Origin of the sequence: Leptolyngbya sp. KIOST-1, from assembly GCF_000763385.1 — a bacterium.
In the GTDB taxonomy this organism is placed as follows: domain Bacteria; phylum Cyanobacteriota; class Cyanobacteriia; order Phormidesmidales; family Phormidesmidaceae; genus Nodosilinea.
Map to the genome: position 1 here is coordinate 968,840 of NZ_JQFA01000004.1, position 17,695 is coordinate 986,534.

Sequence of the window (17,695 nt, forward strand, 5' to 3'; positions counted from 1 at the left end):
CTCCTTTGCCGCTACTGAGCCAAATGCTGCAAGACAACTTGAGCACTACTTCCCCGGCAGATCCAGGTCGGATGCAGATGTGGAAGGTGCAGGTCGCAGGCCAACGGCACCCCCTTTATCTGGTGGATTCTCGGATTGAGGGCATGGAAATGCAGCCCCTCTGTGGGGCGATTGGCTGTGCGTTTTTTGGCTATATCCCTTACTACGGTGGCTTTCGGCGGGTGCTAGCCACCTATCTCAATCCCCATGTACCGCCAGGGCAGAGCCTGATTGAGCCGACGACAACTATGGAGCGTGGCCTACCCCGACTGATGGTGAATCAGTTAGGCACTGAAGGCCTCCAGCAATACACCCTGGGCTTCAACGGTGAAGTCTACGAAATTCAGCAAATTGACACCCTGGCAGGATCATGACAGCCTCCTCTCAACCCCAACGCCCCCTGGATCTAAGCATTCTGCGGGACACGGCCCAACCTTTCCTGGACTCCGGCATGGGTACCCTGCTGCTTGGCCTGGTAGTGCTGTGGGTGGGGATGAGTCTGTTTGGCAATAGCACCAACAAGAACAAACTGGCGACGGGGCGCTTTGCGGGGAAGGCTGAACGGCGACGGGCGAAGGCTCTGGGGCGTAAGCAGCAGAAGCAGAAGCATCCGGCCAAAGTACCGCTCAAAGCTGGAGATCTCGATATCCCTCAGGCTCAGCAAAGCATTGTGGTGGCGGGAGCCCCGGACTCCGGGAAAACCTACAGCATCATTGATCCGGCGATTCGTTCGGCGATCGCCCAGGGGTTTTCTATAGTGGTCTACGATTTTAAGGGCAGTCAGCTCGCCGCCCATGCCGCTTGGGCTGCCAGTCAAGGCTATCAGGTCGATGTGTTCGCCCCCGGCCAACCCTACACCGGCATCTGCAACCCGCTCGATTTCCTCGAAGATGAAACCGATGCCCTGATGGCATCACAGCTCGCGGCAGTACTGCAAAAGAATACCCAGCGGGACGGTGGCTACCGGGATAACGACTTTTTCAACAGTGCTGGTACCAATCTAGTCGAGGCGGTGATGCTGCTCGCCAAGCGCACGCCCTACCCTGACCTGCTGATGGCGAGCAAAATCTTGAACCTCTCCCACCTGCCGGGACGTATTCGACAGGCCGGGGAGTCGGGATGGATTCCGCCCTGGACGATGGAGAGTTTTAGCCAGCTGATTGCCTCTGAGGAGGCTGATAAGCAAATTGCCGGGATTGTCGCCACCGCCCAGCGCACGTTCAAAACCTTCACGGGCAAGCAGTTGGTCTCCAGCTTCTGTGGCAAGACCACCATTCCGCTCGATATGACGGGAAAGCGGATTCTGTTCTTGCAGGTGGATATCCAGAAACGCGATGCCGTGAGTCCTCTCCTTGCAGCTATCCTCCACCTGATCGTCACCCGCAACTTTGCTCGACCTCGATCTGAACCGTTGGTGATCGCCCTTGATGAGTTGCCGACGCTCTACCTGCCAGATCTGCCCAAGTGGATTAACGAGTTTCGCTCTTACGGGTTTGTGGGGCTGCTGGGCTACCAGAACTTTGCCCAACTCCAGCACATCTACGGGCGCGATCTCTCTAGAGCCCTATTTGCCGCCTGTGGTACCAAGGTGTTCTTCAACCCCAAAGACCGGGAGACGGCCCAGGAGTTCTCGGGCTACCTGGGCGAAAAGGACGTGCGGATTTACACCCGCTCCCGCAGTCAGGGGCGCTATGGCAGCAACAGCCGTTCTGAGCAGTGTCAGCGGGTGCCGCTGATGACGGCGGATCAGATTTTGAAGCTGGATCAGGGGGAATGCGTGTTTATCAATCCCGCCTATCGGGGCGGTGGGGAGGCGTCGGTGCCGCTACGGGTGCGGGTGAAGGTGACTAAGCAGGAGCAGAAAATCCAGGAGCGCAGTGAAGCACTGTGGCACAGCACCGTGCAGCCAAAACTTATTGCCCGTTGTCAACAGCAGCAGACGCTGAGCGATCTGGACGTGGAGAACCGATCGCGTAAGGAAATGGCTGAACGATTGTTTCCAGTATCAGTCAATCAGGAGAAAGCCTTTTCAGGATCATTTGCCGATTCCGATATTACTGACGAAGAGTTTGATGAGGCGTATCGACAATGAAGCACGACTTAACAACCTGGGATTTATCTTCAGACACAGCGACTTATCTGGGCCAGCATCCCGAACAACTCTCAGCCTTGGCTGAAGCCAAAGCGCTGCCGCCTTTGCCACCAGGGTATGTGCCTGAGGTGATAGAAGTCCTGTTTGACGATGTGCCCTACCTCCGCTCAGTTGGCGGGGCATTGATCTTTGCCAGAGACTGCTTACCTGACTACCAGCCGGGCTGTGTGGAATACCGCCTGGATGATCAGCTGGCCTTTTTCCAAATCGGCAGCGAGGTGGTGATTGATCGGTTAGGTGGTCTGGCGCTGGTGCAAGGGAGGGTGGCATGAATCCCTTTGTGATTAGTCCCCAGGAAGCCCAGGCCATTCAAGAAGATGAGGTGCAGCTGGTCATGGCCCTGACCCAGGTGAGTCAGCGGCTAGCGTTGACCTTCCAGCAGTCGCCACCACTGCCCCGAGCGGGTCAGGATGACCTGCGAATTCAGCTGGGTCAGCGGGTGATTTATGGGCAACTGGCCGATGGCACTGTTCGGCGAGAGCTGAACCCCAACAGCCTGAAGGTGATTCTCGATGCCATTCAGCAGCCGGTCACCCCAGGGGTTGATCCGGATGCGTATCGGGGCAAGGTTCCGGCGATTGAGATCCGCGATCGCGGGACAGTGCTTTTCCGTGAAGAGCGGGACGGTGCCATTACCGTCAACCAGATCCAGATGCAGATCGGGGAGACTACAGAGAAAGTCAAGCCTGCCGTTCTCAGCCCAAATCTGAATGACCGCAACGGGAAAACCCCTGAGGCTCCATCGCTAGATTTGACGGTTACCCCAGAGGTTGTGGCTCAGGTTGACCCAGAAGTTGTGGCTCAGATCGCAGCCCGGCTGATCAATCCTCTCAACGAGGCCCAGCCCATTTATGATGCCGTAGCCGTTGGTGACTACCACATCAAACAGAGTGGTCACCATCTGAGCATCAGTCGGGATAATCAGGTGCTTTTGGTGGTTCGTGACGGGGCCGTCGTGTCCAACCAGTTGCAGGACACTGATCGGGCCGCATTCCTGGAGTTGGAGACTCGGCTCTCTCCAGCCGTTGCAACAGAGGCAGCTCAGCCAGAACTATCCCGCAATGGTTCAACCCCACCCGCGATCGCTGTACTGAATCGGGAAGTGGAGCGATCGGACAATAGTCCGACCAAGACTCTGCTGAAGGCGACGACGGAGAACTGGCAACGACCAACGCTGGATATTCGCATCACTCAGTGGCTCAGTCAACACCTGGAAAACCGGCGCAATCAGGAAATGGCGCGGGCGGTGGTGGAGCTATTTCAGCGGGGCCACGAACGCACCGGAGAAAGCCTCTATCAAATCGGGGACTATAACCTCAGCCACAAAGCCGGTGGTAACTACAGTCTGCGAGACCAGCGGGGAGAGCTGATGCAGGTGCGGGTGACAAGACCTGCGGGGCTAAGCCGGAGCATTGAGGTGGTATCGGTAGCCGAGCGAGCCAGCGATTTTCAACGGCAAGAGTTGCAAAACTTGCGCCACAACCGGGCGGCTATGCCCCAGGGCAAGCTGGACGTGGAAGCGGTCTATGCGGCCCGCACCCGCCGGGTTGAGCATACCGTGCGGAACTTCCTCCAGAGCCACGTCTACGCCAATACCTGGAATAAGGAAGGGGGCCAGTTCAAGCTCGAAGTAGGCACCGACGACCTGCTGCGCATTACCGATAAGTGGGGGCGCGGGGTGGTGTTTGAACGCCACCACAGCAACGTCGTCTCACGGCTGAACCAGCAAGATTTGCTTCACTTTGAGCGGCTAGAGCAGCGGATGCAGCTGGTTCAACAGCAGACCCATCGTCAGCCCAAGGCCCAGATGGAGCTGGGCTAAATCATCACCGCAATCAGGGATTCTCCGGCATCTACCTCGACTGCTCATTCCCGGAGACCAACACCATGGGCCATCCTCAGCTGGCTGAGGCCTATGCGTCCCACTTCCTATCGGGTCAGGGCTTTGGCTCTATTGTCGAAGCTCGACGGTTTGCGGCGGCGGTGCTTGGGGAATCCGTACCGCCGGGGACAGCGCTAGCCAAGACGGTGGATGAATCCATTGAGGCTGCTGTAGTGCGGGCCGGAAAACAGGTGGTGGCGGGTTCTCAGTTCACCCATGAGGCCTATGACTACCTGGTGGAACTGCTCCAGCGACAGCCTAATTTGAGCGTGCGGTCATCCACCTCAGTGCTGCAACAGGCCTACAGTACGCCAATTCCCATCGCTTATCTGGCGTCGGTTTTAGGTGGCATCAACGCTGACACGACAGTCTATGAGCCTACGGCAGGGAATGGAGCGCTACTGATTGGGGCCAACCCAGAGAACGTAATCGCCAATGAACTGAATCCAGATCGCTGGGCTGAACTCCAAACCCGTGGCTTTAGCCAGCTCACCCAGGCCGATGCCTTGACTTACAAGCCTGAAACCCAGGTGGATGTGGTCATCTGCAACCCTCCCTTTGGGGTGGTGAAAGACGAGCAGCGCCATACCCGCCGATTTCCCATTGCTGACACCTGGACAACCCAGATCGACCAGGTGATCGCCCTGAAGGCATTGACGGTGATGAGGGAGGGTGGTCGAGCAGTACTGATTTTAGGAGGTAAGCAAGGTCGTGAAGACGAACACCGCTCTGAGCGCTACAACAGCCGTGAGAGTCGTGCCTTTTACTATCTGCTTTATGCGAATTACCGGGTCACCCAGCACCTATCTATCTGGGGTGACCTGTACCGCAAGCAGGGCGCTGGGTTTCCTATCGACGTGATTGTGATTGAGGGGCGGGGTAAATCAAGTCGCCCCCTGCCTGCCGCTGAGGTGCCGACCATCTACACATCGTTTACCGAATTAAAGGAGCTACTCCCAAATGAACCTACCCACTATGCCCGTTTCTCCCTGGACGTATCCGTTCATGACCAGCCAGTATCCCAGCTTTCCCAACCTCTGGACGTTGGAGGGGCTGGGAACGCTATTCATCGTCAAGGTGCCTCCCGAACTGGAGCAGCTGAGCGAAGCCACTTACCTGCAGCTGATGCAAACTCGGCTGGACAGAATGATTCAGGCCTCCGTCTCGGAAACCTCTCAGATCGAGACGCAGCAACAGTTGGCGAGCACCCTCAGCGAATTGGATCCGGTTCAACACACGCCGATATTGGAGCCGGACGACGACCCGGAGTTCGCCCTGGAGTATTGGCGGCAGCAGTGGGCGGAGACCTTGATTCGGAGCAACTGGCGGTTTCAGGAACGATTACGCCACTACGGGGGGAGCTTCCCGGTAACGCCCGTAACCCCCAGCTATCCGGACTATCTGGACTGGATCAGCCTGCACGACGAGACCACGTTAGAGGCGTGGCTGGCGGAACTAAGCCTGTAGCCCTTCACCCGGAAATTACCATGAATACTCCTCTTTCAACCGGCGAGGCTGTGGCTGCGTCGGCAGACACTTACGATGTCCAGCCCCGGCAGGTAGCCTACGTGCCCAAGAGCAAAGGCTTTTCGACCCAAACTCTGATTCCCTTCAACATGGCCAGTGCCGCTCAACAGGCGCTGGAGCGATTTGAGCAGCAGCACGGCAACATTGATGAGTACCTGGCTACCCGCCTGGGCTATGGTTCTGTTTCTGAACTCCACGGCTACTTCAGCGCGGAGCAGGTGGATGCTTCGGCCCTAGCGATTAGCAATATCGAGCGGGGGGCGGGCTTTATTACCGGCGACCAGACCGGCATTGGCAAGGGCCGCATCTGTGCCAGCATTATGCGCTACGCCCAGCAGCAGGGGAAGATTGCCCTGTTTATCACCAAGGATAAGCCGCTCTACGCGGACATGATGCGGGATGTGGGTGATATCGGGATGCAGCGGTTTTCGCCCTTCATCACCGATAGCGGTACTGAGATTCCGCTGGCCAATGGCGCGGCACTGAAGACCGCTGGGGCGGCCAAGCAACAGGCGGAAATGCAGGCAATGATTCAGCGGGGGAATCTGGGCCGCTACAGTGCCGTGTTTACCACCTACAGCCAGCTTCAGACCGTGGGGAAGAAGGAACCGCTGCGGCGCACATTCCTGAGGCGGATGGCTCCTAATGCCATTTTGATCCTCGATGAGGCTCACCAGGCGGGAGGCAGTAAAGGGGGATGGAAAGAAGCGGGGCTACCGGATCGGGCGGATTTTGTCCGCGAGTTGATCGACCTGTCCTCGGGGGTGTTTTATTCCTCGGCCACCTATGCCAAACGGGCCGATGTGATGGACTTGTATGCTCGGCGCACCGACCTGCGGTTGGGCGTCAGCAGCATGACGGCGCTGGAGAATATCTTGACCCGTGGTGGGGTGCCGCTTCAGCAGATTGTCGCTAGCAAGTTTGTGGCCTCGGGTCAGATGCTACGGCGGGAGCGCTCCTATGAGGGCATCTCGTTTCAGGCCAAGACCGTGCCGGTGGATCGGGTGGTGGCCGATGACTTCTCGGCGGCGATGCGGGCGATTAAGGATTTTGACCGAGCTAAGCAGAAGGCGGTGAAGGCGATTGGTAATGAGGCGAAGGCGGAGGCAAAAGCCCTGGGTGAAGATGGGGCGATTGGCGAGGTGGGAGCCAGGAGCACCAACTTCACCTCGTTAATGCACAACTGCATTGAGCAGGGTCTGCTGGCCCAAAAGGCGGATGCTACGGTGCAGGAGGCGATCTCGGCCCTTCAGCGGGACGAAAAGCCAGTGATTACGGTGGCCAACACCATGGGCAGCTTCATCGAGGACTACGCGGAGTCCCAAGATTTGAGCCCAGGAGATGGGATGAACTTGTCATTTGGGGATCTGCTGGAGCGGTATCTGGAGCGATCTAGAGACGTGGTGGTGACCGACTACCGGGGTCACTCCACTCGGCTGCGACTCAGCGATGACCAACTGGGCGGCGATGCCGTTCTGGCCTATGAGGAAGCCCTGGACTGTATTCGCGAGTCCGACTTCAGCAGCATTCCTATCAGCCCGATTGACTACATTGAGCAGCAGTTAGAACGATCGGGCTACCGGGTTACTGAAGTTACCGGGCGGAAGTCGGGCATTGAATATGGATCCGATGGCACCATGGCCTACAAAGTGCGGTTGGGGGAGGAAACCACGGCCAAGGGCAAGATTGATGCGGTGGCCCGGTTCAATGCGGGGGATGCGGATGTCATTCTGCTGAACTGCTCGGGCTCGACCGGGATTTCGCTCCATGCCTCGGAGAAATTTGCTGACCAGCGGCCTCGACACATGATTGTGGCTCAGGCGGAGCGGGACATCAATGTGTTCATGCAGATGCTAGGCCGGGTGCATCGCACCGGACAGGTGGCCTTGCCGAACTACACCTTATTGATGGGGGATCTCCCGGCTGAAAAGCGACCGGGGGCAATCCTCTGTCGCAAGATGGCGAGTCTGAATGCCAACACGACGGCGGCACGGGAGACCGATATTTCCCTCAACACTGTGGTGGATTTTATGAACCCCTACGGCGAGCAGGTGGTGACGGAGTTGTTGGCGGATGACCCGGAGCTAAATGCCAAGCTAGATTTCCCCGCTGCCCAGGGGGATAGCGGGGCTTCAGATATTGCCTTGATTAAGAAGGTGACCGGGCGAATTCCCTTGCTACCCATTGCAGAACAAGAAGCGGTTTACAGCCTCATTGAGTCGGAGTACTGCGACCTGGTGGATCAGGCCAGAGCGATGGGGGAAAACATTCTGGAAGCGGATCAGCTGGATTTGGAGGCCAGGCCCCTGGCGCGGATGGAGGTGATGGCCGATGACAGCGAGACGACCAGCGAGTTCACCGGGCCGGTGTATCTGGAGCTGGTGGAGGCCAAAAGTGAGAGTAAGCCCTTGACTCAGCTTCAGGCGATCAATGCGGTGCGGGAGTCGGTGGGGTTGGCGGAGGTGACGTTGGTGGAGGCCCACGACGTTGATGCTTTGGCCATGCAAGCACGACAGCAGGTGACAGCGACAATTACCCAGTTAGGGGCAGAAACAGCTCGGTATCGACAGGCGGCGATCGCCCAAAAGCAAGACAGCAAGGCGATTGAAAAACTCAGCGATCGCATCGAACAGCAGTTGATGCATGTCTCCAGCATCCTGGAAACTTTCGTACCGGGGACACCGCTGCGGTTGGTGACACCGGCCAGCAAAACCATTCTCTATGGCGTGGTGGCGGGGGCGGATGCCAAAAAGCGATCCGGAAGTCCAGCGGCACCCAATTGCTGGAAGCTTAGAATTCTTGTCGCAGATTCGGCGCGGCAGATTACGGTGCCCTTGTCAAAGTTCAACACGGGGCGGGCGGGGGCGATCGATGCCACGGTTCAAGCCGAAGACTGGTTTGGCAATAGCGTCTACTCGCTGTTCGATAGGCAGCAGGAGGCGGGTCGGGTCAATCGGCAAATCTTTACCGGCAATCTGATCAAGGCCTTTGAGAAATACTCCAACGGCAAGTTGGTGAACTACACCGACTACCGGGGTGAGGTATGCCAGGGGCTGATCATGCCCAAGGGCTTTGATATTGAATCGGAGCTGACGAAGGAGCCGGTGGCCTTTAAGGAGCCCCAGCAGGTGTTCCGGTTCATCACAGAATTGACTAACCGACAGGGGACGGTGAAGACTCTGGATGAGCTGTTGCTGCTGAAGCCCCAGCAGGCAGGGGAGGGGTTCGTCCTGCAAGCGCCCAAATCTAAGGAGTCGGGTGGGCGGTACTACCTGGATGAAGCGTTGATTGCGGCGGCGGGGTCGGATTTTTATTCGGTGGCCGATCGCATGGAAGTCGTCATTCCCCCAGAACGACTGGAGCGGGTGCTGGGAGTGGTAATGCAGCAACGGAACTACACGCTAGCGGCGTTTGAGTTTAAGGAGGTGGCGCGGCAGTTGATGGGGGTGTCACTGCCCACGCTGGAAAAGGTGGAGATCCAGGAGGTAAAGCCCCCTGTTGTTTCTCAGCCGGTTGCGCCTGCGATCGCAAATCAACTCAGGTCAGAACCATCGGTAGAAATACCCGTGGCTGAAGCTCCAGTGACCCCAGTTGTTCCCAATCTGCCCCCAGTGGGCCAGCTGGAGAAGCGAATTCTTCGCTTTTTGAGGAATGCGGGGATTGAGCAGGAGGTCATGACGTCCCAGGAGTTTCACTTACGGATCGAGAATGAGCCCTTCATTCCGCTGGTGGTGGAGCGGCAGGGGGATGAGCTGTATCTGACCCACTACCTGACCCAGAACGGGGATATGTTCATCGACTCGGAGATGGTGTTTCGGGTGCGGGGTGCGGGGCAGATCGAGTTTAAGGAGACGGCGGTACAGAGTTTGCGGGGTGGGGAGTCGCGGATTCCAGACCGTGCCTTCGCCCAGATTTTCTCCAAGAACATCGTGCAGCAGGGGTTTGCGGAAGCCGCCCAGCTTCAGGTACAGGCGAAGCCTGAAGTGGAGGGAGTGACCCCGCAGGAGCCAGAGGATGAGCGATCGCAGATGCCCAGCGACTTGCGGCAGTATCTGGCGGTAAAAGAGCAGTATCCCGATGCGATCGTGCTGGTGCAGTCGCCAGATCAGCGGTTCTATGAGGCGTTCTTTCAAGGGGCTCGGCCTTTGATCGAGCATCTGGAGATGATTGGCACCAGCATGGAGTCTGGGGTGAAGGAACTCGGACGAGTACGAGTGGCAGGGTTCCCGGTGCAGAGTTTGCACAAGTACTTGGATAGGCTGCCCCAACACGGGGAGGTGGTGATTGCGGAGGGGGAGGGTGCGATTGCTGTACATCCCCATCAACCGCCAGCCCTTACTGTGGAAAAACCAACGCAGCCTGAACTCGAAGCTGTGGTTACTGCTCCAGCCACTGAAGAGCCGGAGTTTCAGGTGCAGAGCTTGTTTGATGTGGAGCCGTTTCGGACAGGGCACCCCACTGGCCAAGGGCCGCGATCTGGCTCCGATCCGCTGTGGCAGCAGGAGCCAGCGACGGCGGTGCCCGCGCATGAATCATTACCTCAAAATCCACCCCAGCCCAAACCCCTGAAGCCTGCCCAAGGGCCAACGCTGCAAGAAGTTGCCGATGAGGTGCGGGGGGCGGATTTAGAGGATGTGGCGGCGCATTTGGGGCTGGAATGCGATCGCCACGACAAGCACAAATGGCGCAATGGCGACCACATCATCAGCATCAGCGGGCCACTGTTTATGGACTGGCTGGCCGATGCCGGGGGGCGGGGTGCCATTGACTTGGTGATGCAGGTGCAGGGGGTAGAGTTTAAGGAAGCGGTGGAGTGGTTGTCAGGACGAGATTTGTCCCAGCGTCCTGCGCAAGTAGCGACCTATGCCCAAACTCAAGACCGAGGACCCCGGATGTTGGAGGTGCCCACCGCGAACGAACATCGCTGGGCGGGGGTGCGTGAGTATCTGGTGGAAGCCCGCAAGCTACCAGCGGTGCTGGTGGATCGTCTCAATGAACGGGGTTTGATTTTTGCCGATGACCATCAAAATGCCGTATTTTTGCGCCACCAGTTGCAGGCTCAAACGTGGAGTCGGGGTGAGGTAATTGGGGCCAGTTTGAGAGGCACGTGGGGCGAGGAGAACCATTTCCATGGGTTAGCGCCAGGCTCGGCTAGAGACCAGGGATGGTTTTGGATTGGCACAGGGCAGGGGCCGGTGAACCGGGTGCTGCTGGTGGAGTCGCCGATTGATGCGATGTCGCTGGCGGTGCTGGATCGGGCACAGCGGGGGCCGGAGGGGGTGTCAATTTACCTCTCGACGGACGGTTCTGGAGGGGTACCAACTGAAGCGTTGAAGACGGTGCTGCGGAGTGGAGGGCTGGTGGCGGCGGCTTTTGATGCGGATGTGGCAGGGGAGACCATGGCCTGGCGGGTGGCGCAGCAGGTGCCGGGGATAGAGCGGTTGACGCCGAACCAGGGGAAGGACTGGAATGAGGTGTTGGTCAATCCGGAGGGGTGCGGCAATGGGTGGCAGCAAAGTCACCCGGAATTGGGGCAACTCTGGCGATGGCATGGGGCAGCAACTGTTCTGGGGAGACCCGAGGGATATTCGAGCCGAATTACAGAGGTCGCCAGGGAAGTAGTTAAGGGACAGACTTTGTCCGAGAAGGCTCAAGCGGCTATGGCAAGAGATGTAAGTGAGGCATCAAACAGCCTTGTTTCTGCCCGTTCTCAGGGTTCAAAAAAGTCAACTCGGTGTGAACTAGACAGATGAACTTAGGAAAAACTAGGTATTCACATGGGCTGCTTTGGGCAACTGAATGGTAAAACAGCTCCCTTGGCCGACGTCGCTGTTGACTTGAATAGTGCCGCTGTGGGCATAGGCGATCGCATGCGCAGTAGCTACCCATAATCCCGTTCCCTCAGTCTTGCGGGAGCGATCGCTGGTTTATGCCCCAGCCCAAACAGGCGGAACTGGAAGCGACGTTTTCCAGTAATGGCTCACCGCAATCTACGGCAACTTACCGCTAGTGCTTGCTTTGACCACCGTGCATCCAATCATGGAGTGATTACGAATTTGACTGGATGTCTAAAACCCCCATCATGCCCCGGTCTTCGTGATCGAGGACGTGGCAGTGGTAGACGGTTTTACCGGTATAGTCGCGGAAGGGTATGCGAATACGCACGCTCTCGCCGGGACTGACCGACACCACATCTTTCCACGCGGCATAGGGCGCAGGCTGACCATTGCGGCTGAGCACCTGAAACTTGTTGATGTGAACGTGAAATGGATGGGCCATGGTGCCGGTATTGATAATTTCCCAATCTTCCACGGTATTGAGCCGTACCTGGGTGTCGATACGGTCATGCTCAAAAGCTTTGCCATTGATCAAAAACACCATGCCCATGCCCATACCGTGGTTAAGAGTGAACTGGCGAGTGGTTTGAGGTTCGGGCAGCGGCTCAACGGCGATGAGTTGATTGGGCAACGGCAGCGCATTGGTAGTGCCACTGTAGGTCAGGGTCGCCACGGTTTCGGTCGAGTTGCGACTTTGAGACCCCCCCATCATGCTGCCGCCCATCATGCCCTGGGCCGGGTTGAAAGGCTGGTTGAGCAGGCGATATTGTCCGGGTTCGCGGTCAGCTCTAATGAGAACTTCGACCCGTTCACCAGGGGCCAGCACCAGGTCATTGAGTTCGACGGGAGCGGCAATCGCGCCCCCATCTGTGGCAATCAGATAAAAGGGATGCTCCTCTAGCGACAGCCAGAAAAACCGAGACGTTGATGCATTCAGCAGCCGCAGCCGTAGCAGTCCGCCTTGGGCGACTTCAAGTGATGGGTTGAACTGACCGTTGGCCGTCAGGAGATCGCCAATGCGTCCCGTCATCTGGGCCATGTGGCCAGGGTCGGGAATGTTGCCGCTGCGATCGAGGGCAAAGTCTTTGAGAACGATGAATGCTTCCTGCGCTGCCTGAATTTCGGAAATCTCATCCAGTTCGCCGCGCACCACAAATAGTCCAGCCAGCCCACCAAAAAGCTGCTCTGCCACCAGTCCGTGATAGTGGGGGTGATACCAGAAGGTACCTGCCGGATGGTTTTGAGGAATCTGGAATTCGTAGGTATGATGTTCGCCGGGCGGAATTTCGAGAAAGACGTTATCCCCTGTTCCCGTTGGTGGAATGTGGAGCCCGTGGTAATGGAGGTTGGTGGGCTGGTTTAGCTGATTGGCGAAGCGGATTTGCACCGTGTCGCCGGGCTTGGTCTCCAGACGCGGTCCGGGAACTTGGCCGTTATAGGTCAGCAAATTGGCGTTGCGGTTACCCAGCTTCACCCGTTGGGCCTCAGCCACCAGGTCAAAGCTGAGCAATCCGTCTTCGCTGCTGTGTACTGGAGCTTGAGCTAACGCTGGACCTGGTGCGGAGGATTGCAAAGTTCCTCTTGAGCATTGAGAGAGCAACACGGCCCCTGTCGTTCCGAGGCTCAATCCCAGAAAGTCTCTTCGCCTCATGGCTTTCGTTACGGTCATAAACAAATGCGAGAACTGAATCAGGTGAGGAGCGCTGTATTGCAATCAAGCCAGTTGAGTTGTGGTGGCTAAGCTAGCTTCACTAAAGGGAACGGCGACTGGATTCGCGCTGCTGCATCCCCAACCGCGCATCATGCCGCTGCGCCCCATCATGCCGACCATCAACAACACGCTAACGAGCAGGGTTACAACGATACCAGCAGCAAACCCAACCGCACCAGACGCTACGATTTTGGCATCCATGGTTGAACCTCCTACATCATGTTTCCAAAAGACCTTTGGGGTCTGAAGGTTGATACTGCGATCGTAGATCCTCTAGCCGACTAGAGAGTCAAGGCAGCGATAAGAAACGCAATAGTGCGATCGCCTCTTGGGTCGGCCTTTGACCATTACTAGCCTAGAGAGACTCTGTGAAATGGCGATGAAATGAGGGCTGTAGAAGCTAATTCTTCAGTCCTTATGTTGATTAACATTTATGGATGAAATCAAGATGAAATTGAGCTACCTCTTTGGAGTGAAGTCGAAGTTCCTGCCATTGATGGGTGATGTAAAAGGGTATTTCTTGCTATCTCTGAGCCATCGCTATTCGAGAAAACGTTATGCTTCTTAACCACGAACAGTATCAATCTAGCTTTGATAAAGCAATGGCCTGTGTGGTGGAATGTGAGCACTGTGCCGAAGCCTGTATGGGCAAACCGGAAATGGTGAAGTGTGCCCGCATGTGCCTAGATACGGGAGAAAGCTGTCGCACGCTGGCAACCTTCATGGTGCGAGGGTCTTACTTTATTGCGCCGCTGGCTAAGGCCTGTGCCGAAATTTGCGAAACCTGTGCTCAAGAGTGCGAAAAGCACGATATGGATCACTGTAAAAAATGTGCCCGCTCCTGTCGTGAGGCTGCAGAAGCCTATCGCAAGATTGCGAAGGCAGCGATGGCAACGGCCTAACTTCTTTGATTTGAATACCTAGGTGAATGCCTATCGGTGGGCCATCCCGGTGCGGGCACTGGCCTACTTAATTGAATAGCTTTTATTAAACCGAGTCCTGTTTCTGACGGTTATTCATTCTGACTAATTTTTTTCAACGTGTTGATTTTGAGGAAAACCCATGACAACTGAAGGCCGCGCAATGAACTCCCATGCTGATAAAGCGCATGATAACAGTATGGGCAGCAGCTATGTTCGATACTTCGCCATGATTGGCACGTCAATTGTGGTGATGTTCTTTCTGATGTATCTGCATTCGTATCAAATTCTCGACCATGCTTGGTTTAGTGAAACGCGGGTTTATATGGCCCTGATTATGGGTGCCGCGATGATGGTGATTATGCTGTCGTACATGCTGCACATGTATAAGAACCGCAGCATGAATATCGCTATTTATGCTGCGGCCATTGTCTTATTTGGGGCTTCGCTGTGGCTGGTACGTAGTCAGATCACGGTGAGCGATGTGGACTATATGGAAGGGATGATTCCGCACCACTCGATCGCGATTTTGACCAGTGAGCGCGCCCAGATTCAGGATGTTAGAGTCCGTGAACTGGCGGATGAAATTATCGAAGCCCAGCGCCGCGAAATCAACGAAATGGAATGGCTGATTTCTGATATCCGAGAAAACGGCCTGGTCAGCTCAGAAGCTGAGCTAGAAGGGAGAGAGGTGCCAGACTTTGTCAGCACTCCCACCCCTGAATAGGGCTGAGACGCAAAAATTGGCTACATCCAGGCATTACCGTTGCCCCTCTAGCACGAATTTTTGTTGCAAACACTAGAGCTTGCAGTTGGCCTAAGGCTTTAGCGTAACCCTATTCACTACTGCGAGCCGTTGCTCACCCCAGTCCTATGAACCATCCCCACCATCACACCACTCAGGCCGAAAATTCCAGAGGCAGTCATCATTCGGGCAACCATACTGGCCATCCCGTAGAGGCGGCTGGTGCATACCACGGCGACCATACCCACAGCGCTCAGGGCGGCCACAAAGGTCACGGCGGACATAGCGGCCACGGACACCACAGCCCGGCGATGTTCAAACAGCGGTTTTTTGTCTCGCTGGTGCTGACCCTGCCGATTCTCTACTTTTCGCCGCAGTTGCAGGGCTGGTTGGGGTATGAGGCGATCGCCTTCCCCGGCTCCGGTTGGATTAACCCGATTCTCGGCATTGCTCTCTATTTCTACGGCGGCTGGCCATTTCTAAAGGGGGCGTGGCACGAGGTCCAGAGCAAAATTGGCATGATGACGCTGATTGCTCTGGCGATTACGGTGGCGTTTATCTACAGCCTTGCCGTATCCCTGGGGCTGGAGGGGATGCCCTTCTACTGGGAACTGGCGACGCTGATTGACATCATGCTGCTGGGCCACTGGATTGAGATGGCCTCGGTGCAGGGAGCTAGCAAAGCCCTGGAGGAACTGTCCACTCTTGTCCCGAATGAAGCGCATCGGATGCGAAACGGCGACATTGAAGATGTCTCTGTGGATCAGATTCAGACCGGGGACGTGATTTTGATTCGTCCGGGGGAACAGATTCCCAACGACGGCGAGGTGATTGAGGGCAGCACCAGCGTCAACGAGTCGTTTTTGACGGGGGAATCTAAGCCCGTTCATAAGGAAGTCGGCGATGAAGTCGTTGCGGGTTCCGTCAATACGGAAGGTTCGGTGCAGGTGAGAGTCACCCGCATCGGCGATGACACGGCCATCAGCCAGATCATGCGGCTAGTGGAAGAGGCGCAGTCGTCCCGCAGTCGCTATCAGGTGCTGGCGGATAAGGTGGCCTACTGGCTGACGATTATCGCGATCGCCGCTGGCACCCTCACCTTTGTCGTCTGGCTGACGCTGGCGGATCTGATCTTTTCTATCAACCGGGCGGTGACGGTGCTGGTGATCACCTGCCCCCACGCCCTGGGACTGGCAATTCCCCTGGTGATTGCTAACTCGACCGGACTGGCGGCGAGGAATGGGATTTTGGTACGCAATCGCGATTCGCTGGAACGGGCCAAGGACATCAAAATCGTCGCCTTTGATAAGACCGGCACCCTGACCCAGGGCAAATTTGGAGTTCAAAATGTTGCAGCTGATGGCATGGGTGAGGAGCAGGCGTTGGCGATCGCCGCTGCCCTCGAAAATCCTTCCGAACATCCCCTGGCGAAGGCGATTGTCGATTCTGCCAAAGAACGTAAGCTCGACCTACCCCACATGCGCGACTTCCAGACCGTGACTGGACGGGGGGTAGAAGGCATGATCGACGGGCAAAACTACCGAGTGGGTCGCCCCGAATGGGTGAAAGAGGAAAACCTGTCCTTCTCGGATTCCTTGCAGCAAGCGCTAGATCGAGCCGACGATCGCGGCGAAAGTGCCGTAGTGCTGATGACTGGCGATCGCGCCATTGCTGTCATCGCTATGGCCGACCAGGTGCGAGAACGCGCCCGCACCACCATCGATCGCCTCCACGAAATGGACATTCAGGCGGTGATGATCACGGGCGATGCCGAAGCCGTGGCCCGTGCTGTGGCAGAGGATTTGGGCATCGATCGCTACTATGCCCGCGTGCTGCCGGAAGACAAGGTGAACCGTATTAAGGAACTTAAAAAAGAAGCCCCTACCGCTTTTGTGGGGGATGGCATCAACGATGCGGCGGCGCTGCTGGAAGCCAACATGGGACTGGCGATCGGGGCGGGGACGAACGTGGCGATCGAATCTGCCGACCTGGTGCTGATAGAAGATGACCCCCTGGATGCGGTAAAAGCCCTGGTGCTGGCGAAAAAGACCTACGGCAAGATGATTCAAAACCTGTTCTGGGCCACGGGGTACAACGTGATTGCCATTCCGCTGGCGGCGGGGGTGCTGTCGGCCTGGGGCATTGTGCTCTCGCCTGCGGTGGGCGCATTGCTGATGAGCCTTTCCACAGTCATCGTGGCGATCAACGCGGTAATGCTGCGGAGGGCAAAGCTAACTTAAATAGGAGTTTTGAGTTTTGAATTCATCAGCCAAAATTCGAATTCAAAACAGAGAAACTCAAGGAAAGACGAGGAAATGACTACCCAGAACATCCAAGACACTGCTTAATCCGATGGCGGGACGTTAACGAACTGTTTACCTAACTAAAACCATGGAAAATATTAAATACCTCAGCGACGACATTGCGATCGCCACCAACCAACCCGAATCCACTAGCTTTGAGCAAGCGGCCCAGGCTGGATTTAAGTCGGTGTTGAATTTGCGATCGCCCCAGGAAGAGGGGGCTTTAGCCGACGAAAAAACCAATGTCGAGCAGGCGGGGCTGACCTATGCCCAAATTCCCGTCAAGCCCAGCGACATCAGCGACGAACTGACCGATCGGGTAATGCAAACCCTAGACGAGTTACCCAAGCCCGTGCTGGCTCACTGCAAAAGCGGCATGCGATCGGGCGCGATGGCGCTGATGTATGAGGCCACCCGCAATGGCATGAGCGCGGATGCCGCCCTTAAAAAGGGCAAAGAAAACGGTTTCGACTGTGATGCCCATCCCCAGATGAAGCAGTTCTTTATTCACTACATTGACAGCCATACCGATCCACATGCGTCTGCATAACTCGTAGCAATTGGGATTTTGGCGTCTGT

General features: G+C 56.6%; 12 protein-coding genes and 2 pseudogenes. 10 read left to right on the forward strand and 4 right to left on the reverse strand.

The genetic code is table 11. The features are described from left to right. The first annotated feature begins 122 nt into the window (after positions 1-122). The 4 genes from NF78_RS31425 to NF78_RS21345 are packed head-to-tail and all read left to right on the forward strand — an operon-like array spanning position 123 to position 4,013. Positions 123-413 carry a hypothetical protein gene (locus NF78_RS31425; protein WP_156119914.1) on the forward strand — a complete coding sequence of 97 codons (291 nt, stop codon included), beginning with the start codon at positions 123-125 and terminating at the stop codon, positions 411-413. After that, entirely contained in the window at positions 410-2,131 is a 1,722-nt protein-coding gene (locus NF78_RS21335) for a type IV secretory system conjugative DNA transfer family protein (protein WP_052050814.1), read from the forward strand. The genes NF78_RS31425 and NF78_RS21335 overlap by 4 nt, the downstream gene beginning before the upstream one ends. After that, a complete protein-coding gene (locus NF78_RS31430) occupies positions 2,128-2,463 on the forward strand; it encodes a hypothetical protein (protein WP_156119915.1) in 336 nt (111 codons plus the stop codon). The genes NF78_RS21335 and NF78_RS31430 overlap by 4 nt, the downstream gene beginning before the upstream one ends. Beyond that, entirely contained in the window at positions 2,460-4,013 is a 1,554-nt protein-coding gene (locus NF78_RS21345; RefSeq protein WP_035991487.1) for a hypothetical protein, read from the forward strand. The genes NF78_RS31430 and NF78_RS21345 overlap by 4 nt, the downstream gene beginning before the upstream one ends. Positions 4,014-4,471: 458 nt before the next feature. Here the strand turns inward: NF78_RS21345 and NF78_RS28510 are convergent, their stop codons facing one another. Beyond that, the gene (locus NF78_RS28510) at positions 4,472-4,660 is read right to left on the reverse strand and encodes a hypothetical protein (protein WP_052050815.1); all 189 of its coding nucleotides are present in this window, start codon (positions 4,658-4,660) and stop codon (positions 4,472-4,474) included. Positions 4,661-5,033: 373 nt separating this feature from the next. On the opposite strand from NF78_RS28510, the gene NF78_RS28515 reads away from it, so the two are divergent. Continuing rightward, complete coding sequence (locus NF78_RS28515) at positions 5,034-5,540, forward strand: hypothetical protein (protein WP_156119916.1); 507 nt, start codon at positions 5,034-5,036, stop codon at positions 5,538-5,540. Between the two features lie 20 nt (positions 5,541-5,560). After that, on the forward strand, positions 5,561-11,353 hold the full coding sequence (locus tag NF78_RS21350) for a strawberry notch C-terminal domain-containing protein (RefSeq protein WP_052050817.1): 5,793 nt from the start codon (positions 5,561-5,563) through the stop codon (positions 11,351-11,353). A gap of 12 nt (positions 11,354-11,365) precedes the next feature. On the opposite strand, the pseudogene NF78_RS31435 reads toward NF78_RS21350, so the two are convergent. The 3 genes and pseudogenes from NF78_RS31435 to NF78_RS21360 form a co-directional block, all read right to left on the reverse strand. Then, positions 11,366-11,509, reverse strand: a pseudogene (locus NF78_RS31435) (ATP-binding protein); the annotation flags it as partial. Positions 11,510-11,648: 139 nt separating this feature from the next. Next, the gene (locus NF78_RS21355) at positions 11,649-13,010 is read right to left on the reverse strand and encodes a multicopper oxidase family protein (RefSeq protein ID WP_263970670.1); all 1,362 of its coding nucleotides are present in this window, start codon (positions 13,008-13,010) and stop codon (positions 11,649-11,651) included. A gap of 141 nt (positions 13,011-13,151) precedes the next feature. Then, complete coding sequence (locus NF78_RS21360) at positions 13,152-13,349, reverse strand: hypothetical protein (RefSeq protein ID WP_035991489.1); 198 nt, start codon at positions 13,347-13,349, stop codon at positions 13,152-13,154. 356 nt (positions 13,350-13,705) lie between these two features. On the opposite strand from NF78_RS21360, the gene NF78_RS21365 reads away from it, so the two are divergent. The 4 genes and pseudogenes from NF78_RS21365 to NF78_RS21385 form a co-directional block, all read left to right on the forward strand. Then, complete coding sequence (locus NF78_RS21365) at positions 13,706-14,050, forward strand: four-helix bundle copper-binding protein (RefSeq protein WP_035991491.1); 345 nt, start codon at positions 13,706-13,708, stop codon at positions 14,048-14,050. A gap of 160 nt (positions 14,051-14,210) precedes the next feature. After that, complete coding sequence (locus tag NF78_RS21370) at positions 14,211-14,795, forward strand: DUF305 domain-containing protein (protein ID WP_263970671.1); 585 nt, start codon at positions 14,211-14,213, stop codon at positions 14,793-14,795. A gap of 146 nt (positions 14,796-14,941) precedes the next feature. Next, entirely contained in the window at positions 14,942-17,053 is a 2,112-nt protein-coding gene (locus NF78_RS21380; RefSeq protein WP_072016215.1) for a copper-translocating P-type ATPase, read from the forward strand. A gap of 145 nt (positions 17,054-17,198) precedes the next feature. Further along, positions 17,199-17,666, forward strand: a pseudogene (locus NF78_RS21385) (beta-lactamase hydrolase domain-containing protein); the annotation flags it as partial. Positions 17,667-17,695: the final 29 nt, after the last annotated feature.